At 41.7% G+C, this 15,932-nt stretch carries 14 protein-coding genes; 4 read left to right on the top strand and 10 right to left on the bottom strand.

The features are described from left to right. Window positions 1–112: 112 nt before the first annotated feature. Window positions 113–1,054: a replication initiation protein gene (locus tag AS194_RS10965; protein WP_058025554.1), complete on the bottom strand. Its 942-nt coding sequence runs from the start codon at window positions 1,052–1,054 to the stop codon at window positions 113–115. A gap of 361 nt (window positions 1,055–1,415) precedes the next feature. Beyond that, window positions 1,416–3,581 carry a MobA/MobL family protein gene (locus AS194_RS10970; RefSeq protein WP_058025555.1) on the bottom strand — a complete coding sequence of 722 codons (2,166 nt, stop codon included), beginning with the start codon at window positions 3,579–3,581 and terminating at the stop codon, window positions 1,416–1,418. A 287-nt stretch (window positions 3,582–3,868) separates the two neighbouring features. Between AS194_RS10970 and AS194_RS10975 the strand changes: the two genes are divergently transcribed. Together AS194_RS10975 and AS194_RS10980 are read left to right on the top strand one after the other, a co-directional pair. Then, complete coding sequence (locus AS194_RS10975; RefSeq protein WP_025643898.1) at window positions 3,869–4,384, top strand: hypothetical protein; 516 nt, start codon at window positions 3,869–3,871, stop codon at window positions 4,382–4,384. Between the two features lie 6 nt (window positions 4,385–4,390). Next, on the top strand, window positions 4,391–4,951 hold the full coding sequence (locus tag AS194_RS10980) for a hypothetical protein (protein WP_025643896.1): 561 nt from the start codon (window positions 4,391–4,393) through the stop codon (window positions 4,949–4,951). Between the two features lie 45 nt (window positions 4,952–4,996). On the opposite strand, the gene AS194_RS10985 is transcribed toward AS194_RS10980, so the two are convergent. The 6 genes from AS194_RS10985 to parA form a co-directional block, all read right to left on the bottom strand. After that, window positions 4,997–7,873, bottom strand: coding sequence for a type I restriction endonuclease subunit R (locus tag AS194_RS10985; protein WP_025643893.1), 2,877 nt, complete (start codon window positions 7,871–7,873; stop codon window positions 4,997–4,999). 8 nt (window positions 7,874–7,881) lie between these two features. Beyond that, entirely contained in the window at window positions 7,882–9,072 is a 1,191-nt protein-coding gene (locus AS194_RS10990; protein ID WP_058025556.1) for a restriction endonuclease subunit S, read from the bottom strand. After that, window positions 9,072–10,061: a Fic family protein gene (gene rhuM / locus AS194_RS10995; protein ID WP_058025557.1), complete on the bottom strand. Its 990-nt coding sequence runs from the start codon at window positions 10,059–10,061 to the stop codon at window positions 9,072–9,074. Before rhuM ends, AS194_RS10990 begins: the two co-directional genes overlap by 1 nt. Further along, window positions 10,058–11,641 carry a type I restriction-modification system subunit M gene (locus tag AS194_RS11000; RefSeq protein ID WP_058025558.1) on the bottom strand — a complete coding sequence of 528 codons (1,584 nt, stop codon included), beginning with the start codon at window positions 11,639–11,641 and terminating at the stop codon, window positions 10,058–10,060. Before AS194_RS11000 ends, rhuM begins: the two co-directional genes overlap by 4 nt. A 108-nt stretch (window positions 11,642–11,749) precedes the next feature. Continuing rightward, window positions 11,750–11,953, bottom strand: coding sequence for a hypothetical protein (locus tag AS194_RS11005; protein WP_025643755.1), 204 nt, complete (start codon window positions 11,951–11,953; stop codon window positions 11,750–11,752). After that, on the bottom strand, window positions 11,950–12,597 hold the full coding sequence (gene parA / locus AS194_RS11010; protein WP_058025559.1) for a ParA family partition ATPase: 648 nt from the start codon (window positions 12,595–12,597) through the stop codon (window positions 11,950–11,952). The genes AS194_RS11005 and parA overlap by 4 nt, the downstream gene beginning before the upstream one ends. Before the next feature lie 236 nt (window positions 12,598–12,833). On the opposite strand from parA, the gene AS194_RS11015 reads away from it, so the two are divergent. Both AS194_RS11015 and AS194_RS11020 read left to right on the top strand, forming a co-directional pair. Further along, complete coding sequence (locus AS194_RS11015; protein WP_058025560.1) at window positions 12,834–13,046, top strand: helix-turn-helix domain-containing protein; 213 nt, start codon at window positions 12,834–12,836, stop codon at window positions 13,044–13,046. A 129-nt stretch (window positions 13,047–13,175) separates the two neighbouring features. After that, complete coding sequence (locus tag AS194_RS11020) at window positions 13,176–13,445, top strand: hypothetical protein (RefSeq protein WP_025643761.1); 270 nt, start codon at window positions 13,176–13,178, stop codon at window positions 13,443–13,445. 73 nt (window positions 13,446–13,518) lie between these two features. Here the strand turns inward: AS194_RS11020 and AS194_RS11025 are convergent, their stop codons facing one another. Together AS194_RS11025 and AS194_RS11030 are read right to left on the bottom strand one after the other, a co-directional pair. Next, complete coding sequence (locus AS194_RS11025) at window positions 13,519–14,604, bottom strand: ImmA/IrrE family metallo-endopeptidase (RefSeq protein ID WP_025643762.1); 1,086 nt, start codon at window positions 14,602–14,604, stop codon at window positions 13,519–13,521. A gap of 18 nt (window positions 14,605–14,622) precedes the next feature. Further along, window positions 14,623–15,258: a hypothetical protein gene (locus tag AS194_RS11030; RefSeq protein WP_025643763.1), complete on the bottom strand. Its 636-nt coding sequence runs from the start codon at window positions 15,256–15,258 to the stop codon at window positions 14,623–14,625. Window positions 15,259–15,932: the final 674 nt, after the last annotated feature.

The following is a 15,932-nucleotide window of genomic DNA, read 5'->3' on the forward strand; positions in this document are numbered from 1 at the left end:
GATTTAGCTTTTTTAAGATGGTATCTCAGGCCATAGATTTCAAACACTGCAAAAGCATTGGCCTTTGACTCTTAAGTAAGCCATATATCATAATTGGTAGTAAACATAGTAATTACTTACCTTGACTGACTTTTGGTAAGTAGCTCTCAAGCGCTTTGTTTGGCTTGTTAAAGCTTTCAGGCTCCCGCTGTATGATGTTAATCATTTCACGCTTAAAACTATCAGTACTCATTTTACCGTCATAGCTTAAACCTGGGTGATCGTTATAGTCGTTCATAAACTGCACATTATCAACAATTGATTTGATCTTATCTTCTGACAATTTACCGTCTTTACCAGCAATTTTATCTAATAACTTTTTGTGAAATTTGAGCTTTAAGCCTTTATAGCCCTTCCCTCTTGCTTTTTTTTGATACTCTACACTGACTTTATAATTCGTATTTTCATTTATATCGTTGATAGCTGTTTCAATAACATATCTTCGCAACTCACTAAATTGCTTATACTTATCTTTAACACACATTACGTGTTTAAACTCTTCTATCGTAAACTCTTTGCTGTACTGGTATTGATTAACCCACATTACCACCAATTCATACATTTTTATTGAATGAATACTCGATAACTCACCTATTTCTAATAGCTTGTATTTAGTGAAATTAGCTTTAAGTTGCGTCAAATATGGCAGTATTTTATTTGCGAATGATAATACGACTTCTCCGTTATCCGGATCATAAACAATACTACTAACAAGCCTTGTTTGAAGCGTTTTATTCTCGGGCAAGCTCATAACAATATCGACGTCATATAAACGTTTGCTTGCGTTCTCTATGTCACGATAAACATTCTGTTCGTTCTTAGACTTCTTACCAAAAAACAATGATTTAATATCATCAACTGTTACTTTATATTCTGTGTCTTGCGTGACATTTGGTGCATCAGGCCTACTGTCAATTTGACTGATACAAGCAAGCATGAGCTCTTTATCCGTCTTTTGCATTGTGTACGTTGCTAGGATTAAATCATTTGACTGAACAACTAAGTTATTTTCCATTTCAACTCTGCGCCCATAGTTACATTTAACAAGATCTTATCATAAAATAGAGTTATAAAAAGAGTGTTTTTTATTTATCTCTGTTTTCTGCTCATTTACTCTGTTTTCTGCTCATTTACTCTGTTTTCTGCTCATTTACTCTGTTTTCTGCTCATTTACTCTTTTTCTTTCTTGTAAGGTATTGATTTTAACAGGGAAAAATAGCTCTCAAACAGGAATAAACAGGAGTAAACAGGATCAAATAAAAACCCTCAAAGAAACGGGTGATAAATTTTTTTGTGGATAAGTGAAAAATCATCACTTAAACCACGCAGCTTGCCTAAGCAATTTAACCCTGTGTAATGTTTTTTTAAGGATTAGATTAAGGGCTAAATCCTCGACTGGGTGCATTAGTTCTACTCACTTGATGCTGATAGGACTCTAAACCGTCCTGTAGTGCTCTGTGTTGGCTTTCAGAAAGCTTTCCGTCGTATTGCTCGGTAAACGTCTCTAAAGCGGCTTTAAGAGTCTCTGAGTAAGCTTTACGCTGGGTAGTTGGTAATGAGCTCATATCACGAAACGCAAATTTAAACTGCTGACACGTTTTATCTAAGGTATCTGCAAGATGTTCTTTAGCACATTTCCTCGCCTCAGCTGGGTGATTATCATTATCAATATAATCAGTTAACCATTCTGTATAGTTGAATGAGGAGACAACGTCTCGAGTCAGTCTACCAACGTCTCCTGCGCTACCGCCTAGCTTATTGATGATACTAGTTTTAAATGTCGCACGCTTTTGATCAATATCGTCCCTAAAGTCCTCAAAATGCTTAATAAGCGCCAGATACCGCTCTCGTTCAGCTTTAGGATCACGCAAAAGCTTGATAATGGATTTGTTATTTTCAACTAGCGTGTAATCAAAACGTTTGCCCACTTGCTGTAAGTGATCTCTAAACCCTAGCGCTTTATCTTTATCTTCAATACCAAGGCGCTTTGCAAACTCGCTAAGTATCGCAACTTGACGCTTATCAAATTTATCAGGGGCATCCTCTATCGTTTCTCCTTGTGCCCAGCTGATTGCCATTGAATTGTGATGGCGTTGAATTAAACGCATGGCTAAGTGCAGCTTCATACGTTCAGCATACTCAAAGATTCTCTCATCTTTGTGACGGTTTGCTCGAGTGTCTCGATCAACTTGTCTTTGCTGTCGATCAAGTCGAGCAGCTCTTGCTCGTCGTGCTGCGTCATCGAAGGGGTTGGGGGCTGGTCTTGCACTTCGCTCAGTTGCTTTGTTAATTTCAATATTTGACTTTCCGATAGCTTCAGTGATTCCCTCAATTGCTTGTTTTGTGTCGTCAATTCTTTGTGTGAGCTTGTTATTTGCTTGTGCTGTGCCATTAATTCTTTGTTTTGTGTCATCACATCGCTTTGGTAGGTTTTCGCATCGTTTAGCTGCCCAAGCAATGCCTGATTTTGCCTCTTCAACGCATCGTTTTGTGTCGTCAACTCGAATTGCCGTTCTATTATTTTGTTCTGTGCAGTACGTAATGTGAGGTTCTGAGCTTCCAGAGAGGTGTTTTGCAAAATCAGCTCGCTGTTTTGTGCCTCCAATGCTGCCAGGTAGTCTTGCATTTTTCTCAGTTGCCCAAGCAAGTCCTTTTCTAAGTGCGCTAATTCGTCGCTCATTGTCTGCTTCCTGTTTGATATGGTTGTCAGCCACCAATTTATTACGTGCTTTGATGGCGCGGTTGGTGTCTCCTTTTTCGGTCGTGATGCCTCGGCGCTCCATTGCCGTCGCCTCAACGCCCATTTTAATGGTGGGCTGCTGATCAAGCCCCTGATCCTTATAACTGCGCGCATCCATCAATGGCAGATGATGCTGCGCCAACACTTTATTGGCGGTATCTACCCACATCTCCCGAACACGCTTAATCTCTTGCATCGATGACGGCAGATCATGCGCCTTACGTTTTTTGTTGGACCACTCAAACGGGGTCTTAAGCTTTGGATCAAACGCCAAGGTTTTATTCGGTCCAATGGTAGGCGCTCGAGTAGTGACTAAAATATGCGCGTGAAAATTACGGGGATCAGGGTTCTCCTCACCCTCACGCAAATACTTAGAGCTTGGCGGTACATTAGGATCAAAAGGCAATTTCATCACCGGACGATGGATACACACATCAGCAATCACATCCATATCGTCGCAAAGCTTTTGGGCAAAGTTGATGGCCAGCTGATGCCGATCATATTCGTCTAACTCATACGGCAAATTAATCAGCCACTCACGCGCCACCCGACTGTCCGAACGTGTCTCTGCCGCTTCAGCGGTATTCCAAAGCGTCTCTCGATCCACACTCACACCCAGCGCCTTTAGCGAAAATGGTAAAACAATATCGCTACTCATAACCCCAGACTTTTTACTATAGTCATGCGTCTTGCCATATTTGGCATCATCAAGCACATCCCCAGCACGATAGGCCGCCGACGCCACAGCTGACTGCCCTGATTTTCGAGAAATCGCCTTTGTCGCAATATGTACCATCGTCATAAAGAGCCACCTGCTATTGTTGCTTTTTTCACACCACCGCTTTTTGTGGTGTGCGGGGTTTGGGGTTTCCCCAACGAAGAAGGATTCAAAATTAAGATAGTAACGAAGTGGATAGATTAAATTTTGAGTCGTTACTTCGCCCTTAGTCAGGGAGACGCCACCATCAAATACTAAAATAATATATCTGAGGTGTCTGATGCGGTTGTGTTAAAGCTTACCACAAGCGATTGAATGATAGTGAGGTGCTTGCTATGCTGAGTAAAATTTAATCGATAAGGGTAAATCTGATGTCAGTATCTAATAATAAAGCACCTATGTCTATTTTTGATAGTCAAGACTCTAATGAGCTAAAAGAGCGTCAACGGTTAGAAGAGTTAAAACGCCAAGCTAAGGTTCAGCAGGTGAAGCTGGATAAACGATTAAACAAGCAGAAGATTCTAATGGGGGCATTTTTGGGTCAAGTATTGGCAACTGAAGGTGAAACTGAGCAAATGATTCGAGATTACTTCGCCATTCACTTTCCAGATTTTTTAACAAGGAAATCAGATAAGTTTTTATTCAAAAGTATGATCGAGAGTTTAGGTGGTGATATAGGATTGGGTGAGGAAGAGGATCCATTTTTAGCCAACGTAAAAGAAAATAATAAAGAAGCTACTGATCAAAATACAGGCGTTGAAGGCAGAAATACTGATAGCAATAACCAAACGCAATCTGACTCTCTGGCTAATTATAGAGAACAGGATTCGCTACTAGATGACAATAGTCATGCTACTGGTGGAAGTAATCCAAACTATCATGGGTAATAGGTTATGTTTATTGAAAGCCACAAAGCTGCGCTATCAAGCTTTGATGCAAATATAGAGCCGTATATGGTCGATGGTGTAGTGGCAGATAGTGAAGGCGCTTTATCTGTGATGCTGCCACTTGCAAGAAATACGATAGCCATTAAATTTGCAGAAGATGATCATAGCGTTGCGGAAATGGTAGCTCGTGCATTTACTTTGTTTGAAAACTTCTGCACAAGCGATCAAGCATACGCTTTTTACAATGAGATGATGGAAAATCCAAAATTATATGATCGTGTGATGCAGTTCGTTACTCTGATGCTAATAGCTGATAAGCCATTAGGAACCCTTGCCATAAGTAAGGCAGTGGATAAAAAACATGCAAAGCTTTTGAGTGATGTTCGGCTGATTGGTGGAATTTTTGGGTTTTATGATAAAGAGACTAAGGTTTATACAGATGATATCACTTGCATAACTCATCTCAATGGAACAACTAAAGAGCTGACTCTGCCCCCTGAGAAGGTTTTGATGCTGATGAGCTATTACATAAATGGCCAACGTGTATTGACCATGATGCCCTGGTGATGGGTTTAGGTTAAAGTGCAGTTGCACAGGATCATGGATAGTCTTTTACATATCAGCATAAAACTTCTGGATAAAGTCACGAGTCTTGCTCATGAGTCGCTCGTGAAGGGGTTTGCGCTCAAATAGCTTAACTTTATAGTTAGGTAGCGCTTTCACTTCGTTACGGTCAGGTAGCCGCTTGCTAGTCTTATACTTTCTGAGGATCTCTTGCATGACATCGGCTTTCAGATTGTTATCTTTACATAGCTCTTGGTACGCAGCCTCCTTCTCTACGTCCCAAAAGTGTGCAAAAGCCTCCTCTACTGTCTGACCATCTGGCATTTTAGGCATCTGCTCCTTGATGAACTTTTGGATAAGCTCTTGCTTGTCGCGGAAGGTCGGCTCATTCATGATTAAATCGTTCACCTGGGCTTGGTACTGGGCTGCCTTCTCTTCGTTGCCATCGTCTTGCTGCTTATTGGCTTGCTTGAGTAGCTCTAGTATGTAGCCGACATTGATACGATCGCTATGTAGCATTTCAATCTGAAAGTTGATGTCATCGAGTATTGAGGTTTTATCCTGGCTATTCTTGTTCTGGGTGCGAATGTTGCGGTATAGGTCTATATATTTACTGGCAAAATTGGCGAAGTCTTCTTTATTCAGATCTGTATCAGCCTGGTCGTAGTCTACGAAGGTACCTAACTGCTCGTTATAGCGCATCACTTCACGAAAGGCTTTGATAAATGCTAACTGCTCATCTTCAGTCTCTAGTGTATCAACGGCCTTATAATCAGCGCAGATGTCTAAAAGGGTCTTAGCGGCTTGATCGTAGTGCTTTCGTAGCTCATGCATTTCAGGAATGACGGCGATATCTTTCGCTTGCTTGTTGGCAAACAGGGCTAGAGCGTCGTCGGTGTTTTGCTTTAGGTTACGAAAGCAGACGATATTACCAAAGGGCTTTTTATCGTTATAGATACGGTTGGTGCGTGAGAAGGCTTGTACCAGACCATGGTACTTTAGGTTCTTATCCACGTATAGCGTATTTAAGGTTTTGGCGTCGAATCCTGTCAGAAACATGTTCACGACGATCAGAATATCGATCTTGCGCTGTTTTACTTTGGTGGCGATATCACGATAGTAAGGATAGTAGTTCTTGCCTGAATCAAAGTTTGTAGCGAATGTATGATTGTATTGGCCAATGTAGCGATCTAACTTGTCGCGGCTGCTCTCATCAATTTGGGCAGGGGTTTCAAAGCTGGACTCTGCAATGAGCCCATTGTCTTCGAAACTGGCATCGGTCGCTTCGTTGGCCGCATAAGAAAATATCGTAGCAATGGTGAGTGGCTTGAATGTAGGGTCATCGGCTTGCTTTTGCGCTTGAATACGCTCAAAAGCGTCGTAGTACTGCGTGAGTATATCAACGGAGCTGACGCAAAATATGGCGTTAAACTCGCGGCGTTTGGTCTTGGTGTCATGCTTTTCGATGATATAGCGAGCGATATCATCAATGCGTTTAGGGTCGTTATAGACCTCTTGAGTGTCAATGGCGGTGACTTTTTCATCGGCAGCACTGTCGTTTTTGGTGAATTTACCCACATAGTCAATCTGAAAGGGCAGCACGTTTCTGTCACGAATGGCATCCACGATGGTGTAGCGGTGCAAGCACTCATCAAATAGGTAGGCGGTAGTGAGCTTAAGCCCAGCTTTGTTGTGAGCGTTGTCAATCAATATGGGTGTGCCTGTAAAACCGAACATCTGCGATTGTTGAAAAAAGCGTTTGATGTTTCGGTGCGTTTCACCAAATTGGCTGCGGTGACATTCATCAAAGATAAAGACGACTTTTTTGTCTTGTAAGTAGCGGATTTTTTCTTGATGGCGCTCTGATTTGATAGCGCGGTTGAGCTTTTGAATGGTGGTGACGATCAGCTTGTCGTGGGTCTCGCCGAGCTGCTTGACTAAGTTTTTGGTGTTGGTGGTACTGTCTACGCTGCCGTCTTTAAAGGCGTTGAACTCATTGGCGGTTTGGGTGTCCAAATCATTTCTATCGACAACAAACACCACCTTTTCGACATCGGGTAGCCCCATGATGATTTGACTGGCTTTAAATGAGGTCAGCGTTTTGCCTGATCCTGTGGTATGCCAAATATAACCGTTTTTGTCTGAGGCGGTGGCGCGCTCAATTAAGCGCTTGGTGGCATGGACTTGATAGGGTCTGAGCACCATCATGGTCTTGGAGTACTCATAGAGCACGACAAACTGAGCGATCATCTCGGTTAAATGCGTAGGGGTTAAAAACACCTCAGCAAAATCAACGATTTCATTGATCGGTTTGTTGTCGCTGTCCGCCCAGGGAAAGGTAAAATTAAAGTGCTGAGTGCCTTTGGCATAGTAGCGCGTGTTTGCGCCATTACTGATGACGAACAGCTGAACGAACTCAAATAAGCCATGTCCTGCCTTGTAGGCGGCTTTTGAGTAACGCATGGTCTGATGGAATGCCTCGGCAATCTCGATGCCGCCACGGCGCTTAAGCTCGATTTGCACTAGGGGCAAGCCGTTAACCAAGATGGTGACGTCAAAGCGACTGGTGCGCCCGTTTTGGCTGCTGTGGTCAACCATAATCTGATTGCTCAGCTGCCAAATGTTGTCATCAGCGTTTGGCCAAAAAAACTGAATATGGCGTGAGCTGCCATCATCGAATTTGACGTTGAACTTATCGCGCAGCTTTTTGGCACGCTCAAAGGCGCTGCCACTGCCAAGATGACTGATAACTTGCTTCCACTCATCATCAGATAATGGCTGATCCAGCTGATTGGCGCGGACGATTTGCGTCTTTAGGTTGGCAAGGAGTGCCGCCTCGGTGGTAATGGTAACGCGCTCATAACCCAAATCCTGCATTTGCGTCATTAGGCTGTCTTCGAGTTGGTACTCACTTTGCTCAGTCATGTTATACCTTATACAAACATCTGCTGTAATAAGCCTTTTTTCCACGTTTTGGCGTGGTCGATTTGCTCGGCAACGTTATCAATTTTTTGGTCAATAGCGGTTAGGAAGTTGGCAATTTTAGTTTGTTCTTCGCAGCAAGGATATGACATAACAGCGCTTGCTACGGTTTTCCAATCAGCGCGTGGCATCTTTGAACCAGACTGAATACTCGTAAGCTCTGAAAAACCTTCGCTTTGTATATATTGATATAGGTAATTATTAGATATCTCTATACCTGTAAGAACCCAAATCTCAGTAGAGCAGACACCCTTAAAGTCAGGCTGGGCAAATTTATTTAAATATGGACGTAATTTTCCATACAAAACATTAGATCTTTCAAATACGTTTTTCGTGCTTTTTTGATTTTTACTGTCAGTAGTGCCTAGTATTGTCCCTGTACCTTGCGATAAGTGTTCAAGTTCAATGCAAGGTAGATTATTTTCTACTTTAGGATTAAAGCTTTCTGATTTGTTCGTGAAAACGTTGCCAATCAAACTTTCTTCCCAATCCTCAAAATCACTACCATCGTCGGCTTTAAAGCGCAGTTTTTGGCTAAAAAGCTGCTGCATCATGCCTTTTTTATATTCGCTGAGTAGCTCATGCTTTTGCGTCAGCTCGTCGATTTTGGTATCAACAGCGGATAGGAATGTGGCGATTTTGGTTTGTTCTGCTATATTAGGAAAGTTGAAAGGAAATGCTAAGACATCGCCCTTAGTAATGTTGGGGTCTTTGCGGCTACTAGCTGCAAAACTTTTCCATAACTTCACATTATGATTTAAATAATCTAAAAGAAATCGCGAATCTATATTCTCGTTAGGATATATTGCCGATAATGCTTGGTTGCATGTAGCTTCATTTGCCAACAATCCTGTGCGACCAATTTGATTAAAGCCCCCATACATAGCAACAAAAACAGTTCCTTTAGGAAGCATTTTTACGGAAGTGCTTTTCAAAGCAACCTTAGAAATCTGTTCTTCCGTATGTGTAATGACAGCATTGTTCAGGTCTGTCGTTTTGACCCAAGGAATATTTGCATTTTTGAAAAATTCCTTATTACTTCTTAAAGGTGTAGCACCTGAAGTAACTTCAAAAACCTCACCTATTTTTGAGGCTAACCAACTTCCCTCAAACTCTTTAAACCGCAATTTTGGCGTTGCCATCACATTACATCCTTATCTTGTATCACCAGTAGATTCATCACCAGACGGATGAGCACCTCTTTTTGAGTGGGGTCTGATTCGGCGATCAGCAGTGTGAGCGCTGCAAGCCCCGTATCATTGATGATGGCAGTACCCTCATCATTGAATAAGCGGTTATTACGGTATAAAAAATCAACAAATAAGAACGCTGCACTGCGCTTGTTACCATCAGCAAAAGGATGGTTTTTGACGACAAAATATAACAGATGCGCCGCCTTGGATTCGATACTGGGGTAAACTTCCTCACCAAACGCCGTTTGTTGAATATTACCCAATATGGCAGCCAGTCCATCACCGCGAGGCTTAGCAAATAGCTCTGTGGCCTCTTTTTTATCCATCAGGGTTGATTTGAGCTGATTCAGTGCCTGCATGGCACTTGGTGCGTCTAAAACCTCGCCGCCTGGTTGCCCCACAGGCTCATGCAACAAACCCTCATCGTAGCGCTGCAACCATAAAAAAGTTTGGGTGTAGCGGCTGATGATCTCGACCAAACCTAGTGCGCTGTCTTTGCTATGCTGCTCAGATTGAGCCGTTTTTTTGATTAAGGCGATGGCTTGCTCAAGCTCAGCGGTGTTTTGCTGCAAACGCTGTTGATTAATGCTAAAGCCTTGGATGAGATGCTCTTTTAAGATGCGCGTTGCCCATTTGCGAAACATCACGCCTTGCTTGGATTTGATGCGATAACCCACGCTGATAATGACGTCCAAATCATATAAGGTCACGGGTTTGTCAGAAAAAGCAATTTGCACTTTTTGCAAATTGCTTTTTGGATCCACCTCTTCATCACCAATCGCGTTATTGATATGGCGTGAAATCACTGAAACATCACGGCCAAACAGATCACTCATTTGGGCTTGGCTTAGCCATACCGTGTCTTGCTCAACATTCACTTCAAGGCTGACTTGGTTGTCTACTTGATATAGCTGGATTTGACTGTCTACGGTGCTCATGACCCTACCTTAAAGGGCGAATCAATGCCCAGCTCTTCACAAAAACCGTTGATGGTAGCGTCCGTTTCTTGGCTCTTTTTTTCTAAATCTTGCAGCGCTTTGGCAACGGCTGCGAGATCCACGTCAGGCTCAGCCTCAAACGTGTCTACGTAGCGCGGAATATTGAGATTATAGTCATTATCATGAATGTCCTTTAAAGAGGCGACATGGGCAAATTTATCGACGTTTTCACGGGCTTGATAGGTCTTGATGATGGTATCGATATGCTCCGGCAGCAGCATGTTTTGATTTTTTTGTTTATCAAAGCAGTCACTGGCATCGATAAAGAAGACGTCTTTATCATGCTTACGGTTCTTTTTGAAGACTAAAACAGAGGTCGGAATACTGGTGCCATAGAAGATATTGGCAGGCAGTCCAATCACTGCGTCTAAGGCATTGAGGTTTTTGATGATGTATTCACGAATATCGCCCTCACTTGAACCGCGAAACAGGACGCCATGCGGCAATACCACTGCCATTGTGCCGTTATCGTCTAAGTGATGCAGCATGTGCTGGACGAATGCCATGTCGGCTTTGGTCTTGGGCGCAAGTTTGCCATAGTCTGAGAAACGCTCATCTTGAAGCAACAAGGGATCAGCTGACCACTTCGCAGAGAAAGGCGGATTGGCCACAATGGCATCAAAGCGCATTCCGACGTGCTGCGGACGCTTGAGTGTGTCTTCTTGCTTGATATCAAACTTGGTGAAGTTCACGTCATGCAAAATCATGTTCATGCGTGCTAGGTTATAGGTGGTGCGGTTCATCTCTTGACCGTAGATTCTATCTACGTCATTCGCCTCACGCTTGACGCGCAGCAGCAAAGAACCCGAGCCACACGTTGGGTCATAGACTGAGCTTATGGTGTCCTTGCCGCTGGTGACGATTTTGGCAAGTAACGTGGATACCATCTGCGGCGTGTAAAACTCTCCCGCTTTTTTGCCTGCGCCACTGGCAAACTCACCGATCAGATACTCATAAGCATCACCTAGCACATCGCTTTCGGTGTTACTAAGATCAAAATCAATGGCATCTAGGTGGCTTAGCACTTTGACGATCAGCTCATTGCGGTCATCAGGGCTGTTGCCAAGCTTGGTTGAGGTAAGATCTATGTCTTCAAATAGGTTGGCAAAATCTTCTTCTGAGTCTGTGCCTAATGTGCCCTGCTCGATGGCCTTTAGCGTATCAGCCAAATCATCAAGGATGAATGCCTGGTCTTGTTTGCCGCGTTTGGCCAGTTGATGAAACAGCTGATTGGGTGCAAGCGCGTAGCCAATCTCATCAATGGCGTTTTCTTTGACTTCCTCGATATATTCAAGATGCTCAGGATTACTGGTGTCAAAATTTGCAAAGTTATCGAAGCCTTCGCCTTCTTCAGCCAAGATATTATTGGCAAAGCGGATGAATTTATCAGATAAGTATTTATAAAAAATAAATCCTAATATGTAGTCCCGAAACTCATCTGCACCCATCTTACCGCGTAGGTCGTTGGCAATATTCCAAAGCTGCTTTTTTAGCTGTTGAAGCTGTTGTGATTGACTCATGATTATCCTAAATTAACATCGTTAGGTGTATAGGTGTATAGGTGTATAGGTGTATAGGTGTATAGGCACCCACAATAAATTCTTAAAAATCAACGCTATGGATGGGCATCAACGCTCATTCAGCCGTGACTCAATCATCTCAGTGAGTAGCTTAGTGACGGTTGTGCGATTATCAAGGACGTATTGTTTAAGCTCAAAGTAGGTATCTTCATCAAGATTGAAATTGACTCGTGTGCTCTTTTTAGGCTTATCAGTGACGTCAGACAACTCAAGCGCGTCTTTTTTATCTTTACTTGGGCGGCCAGCTTTCATAACTCTACTTCCTCATCAAAAAACGTTTTAACCTCGTTGACCAGTTGCGTGATCTCAGTCACGGCACTGCTCTTAGCAGATTCTGTCTCAAATACCGTTTTACCCACTGAAGCGCTATTTGGATAGCTGACCCGCTGCACGATTCTGGCATCAAGAACGGGCAGATTATAATCTTGTAGCACTGCGGCAACTTCCTTGCCGATGTTAGTGTTTTGGATCGCGCGAGAGACCACAAAGGCGGCTTTGAGCTTACCATCGGTCATCTCGATGCGCTGCTGCACCAAATCAACCAAATCACTGGTCGCCCATACATCATAGGGGCTTGGCTGTACGGGTATCAACACAAAGTCAGCGGCTTTTATGGCAGATAGTGCCAAATTGGTCGCTTGCGGTGAGCCATCAATTACGACGAACTCTTTATCAGAAACATTTTTTAAATCCTTATCAAGCGTTGGCCTATCAAGGCCGATAACAGGAACAGGATTGTCTTCATTAACAGCTCTCCAATCGCGAGCACTGCCTTGCTGATCACTATCAACGAGTAGCACACTATGACCCTGAAGTTGTAGCCCACGTGCCAAATGCGTGGCTATCGTGGTCTTGCCGCTGCCGCCTTTTTGGTTCAGTACTGCGATTACTTTCATGGTAAAGGCCTTATGATGATTATATATTCATACACTCAAATGAGTAAGTACTCATATAAGTATATTATCGCAAAGGGCTAGTAAGCACAACTGAAAGTATTGAGCTTATTAGTATTGGACAGGTCTTGCTATTAAACCGATATGACACGTAGTAAAATGCACTGCTTAATAGCACTATGCGTGTCTAGCGAATAATTTGTATGCTAGTAGCACTATATTTGAAATAGGAGACGATCATGATTAAGTGTCATTTATCAACGATAATGGGTGAAAAGCGCCTTAAAATTGCAGATGTTGCAAGAGAAACTTCTATCAACAGAGGCACAATCACGCGTATGTATCATGAAGAAGCCACTCGAGTAGATTTAGAAGTGATTGAAAAGCTATGCCGCTATTTTGAAATTGAGGTAGGCGATCTATATGAACTTACTGACGATTCAGATATCTAATCTCTAAACACATAAAATAACCTACAGTAGGTTATTTTATCTTGCAATGAGTCAAAATGCGTGTATAATTTTACCTGTAGCAGGACATTTAGTTAATTAAAAAATCTAATTAACCTACAGGAGGTTATTATGTATACGTCAGCGCAGCAACCAACAACGTCATCTTGGTTTGATCACAATGTGAAGGTTTTAACCAAGCAACTTATTGAAAACTTACAAATACAGCAAGGTTCACAGCTGGCCAAAATATTGGGCGTGAATCCGATTTTCTATAATGATGAGGCGCTTCATGTATGGGTACAGCGCCAGATAGATGAGGGGTTAATCGTTGATGATGAGGCGATTGGTGTGCTTGAGGCGGCGTTTATTGATTTAATGAATGCTAAAGAAGCTGTATAAATACTTGATTAAAAGAACGAGCAAAGTTTAGCTGATCAAACTAGTAGCTAAACTTTACTCATGTTTTTACACATTATTTTAAAACTTGAAATAAATGAAAAGGCTTTGTGCTTTCAGCAAGTTGAAATAGCAATGGAGTTATATCAGCTTTTCTAAGATTAATTTTTTTAGCAATATCGTCTAGGCTCATTCCTTCTGAAGTTAACTCACTAGTTATTGTATTGAGTACTTGGGAAGTCTCTCTATCCATTGGATAAGGCTCTGACTTACGATAATTATATTTTGCTATTTCTGGGCAGAGCACTCTTGTATAAACCCACTCACTTATGAACCCTAGCTTATGCATTCTATATGCCAGTGCTACTAAAGATACGCCGAACACTTTTTTCAGCTCAATAAGATTGTTGATGGTAGGATTTACATGTCTATATTCCATTAATGCAACTTCGGGCATCAAGAACGCAGATGCAAACTCATCTGCACATCTTTCGACTACTTTTGAATCCAAGTCTTCATCAAGTGATTTACTAAAACTTTCAGACATTTTCATACTGTATATGTCTCTAACTAAATGACCTAGTTCGTGACATGCATCAAAACGACTTCTCTCCATAGTTTTTTGGTTATTAAGAAAGATAAAAGGTGTGTCATCATACCAAACGCTAAAAGCATCAATATATTCCGATTTTACAAAAATAGAAAAAATACGTATACCTTTTGACTCTAATAGAGCAATTAAGTTCCCAATAGGTTTATCACCCAGGCCCCAGTCGTAACGGAGCGAATTAGCCGCTTCTTCAGGAGATAGATGAGATAAATCAGGAAGTTCTGATTGAACAAGTTCAAACTCCTCTTCAAACCAATCATTAAGCATAAAGCCAGTAATGCCATAAGTTAAAGCTTCGGCTTTGACTTTCTTAGTCATTCTAGAACGAGATCTAAAACTAACACTGTGTTCATCAATGATTGGTAAGTCACTACCTTTAAAAAAATCGATAGGGAAGCTTAGCACCCTTGAAATATCAACTAAATTAGGCTCAGTATTTCCTTTTAGATAATTTGTTAATGTTCTAGGAGTAATATTTAGCTTTTCTGCTAATTCAGCTTTGCTCACAGCTCGCCTATCGATTGCAAACTGTAATCGATTTGGATTAAACATATATTAGCCTTGAATTGATTAAGCTTTTTTCTTACGCTTGACAGGAACTACTCCTACCTCAACTTTTTCTTTCATACGCGGTGTTGTAGGAATGTTGAACTTAACATCAGGGATTTTGATCCGCGTACCCCAGTCATTGATCTTACCTTTTGCAAATGATTTTGGCTGCGAAAGCTCTAATCTCATTAACTCACCAAATCGGTAATGAAGTAAAGTCCAAATAGTCGTTCCTTTATCAGAGTTTAATAGCGGATAAATATCATCTTTAAGGGTATTTCCCTTAATTGATCTATTGCTTACGTTTCCATCTCGTAAACCTACATACTTGTTACCTGCAAAAACACGAATTGCATGCTCCTTACACGGCGATATTACGTATGCAACCCCACCTTTACCATCAACTTTAGTCCAACCAAGAGCACATAGTTTTTCTCTAAGAAAACCTGTAATGTGAAATTGCCACATTGCTAACGGAGCATTAGCTGGAAAAGAGCTTCCAACATGTTGAGTTTTTTCATTAGCGGCCAGAATCACCTCGTAAACTAGTTGAGTTGTAAGACTGGGGTGAATGGCAGCAAGAGCGCTAACGACCTCAGAATTTTCATCAATAAATTTGTCTGAAATAGCATCAAACGATGGTTGTAAAGAGAACATGGCATTTCCGATATATTATCATCAATTTGATGTATAATAATCGGAAATGCCATGTAAGTAAATAGCTAAGCGTCAATAAGATAAATAGAGCGAATTAAGTTCAGTTGCGTTGAGTATTTAGCATAGTTATTCTTATAGCCATAAGGATGGCACCCTAGTGAGGATTCGAAGCTTTGGTTGTGGGCTAATGGTAGCAACGTTTCAACTCGCTAAAATAGTCTGAGTGTACTTCGTTGTGTACTTGCCCTATATATTCTATCTGTGATCGGTGCGCTATATAGTAGACATCGAGCTGCTAGTATTTGCCATAATTATTCTTCTAGGAACAATGGTCGGTTTGGAGAGTTCTATACTGCCCATTTTAGATGGTGAAAAGGTAGTGATTTAACACCATTATTGGAACATGTTCAGTGCGTTATACAGACATCGAATTCCTAGCATTAGGTGTGAATTTAATGGCGACTAAATCAATAGCAGGGGTTATTATCATTAATTTTTCTTATTAAGATCTCCCATTTTGGTTTCTACAGGACTGTCTTGTGTAGCTCACATGATCCATGTATTACAAAAGCACAAAAAAAGGTGATAGAGAAATCATCATAGTAACTGTAACTGCCTTAGCTTTTAAAATAGCCAGCTACAAGCTACAGATCACTACTAGAGTTTCATCTACC

The organism is Psychrobacter piscatorii (assembly GCF_001444505.1).
GTDB classification, from domain to species: domain Bacteria; phylum Pseudomonadota; class Gammaproteobacteria; order Pseudomonadales; family Moraxellaceae; genus Psychrobacter; species Psychrobacter piscatorii_B.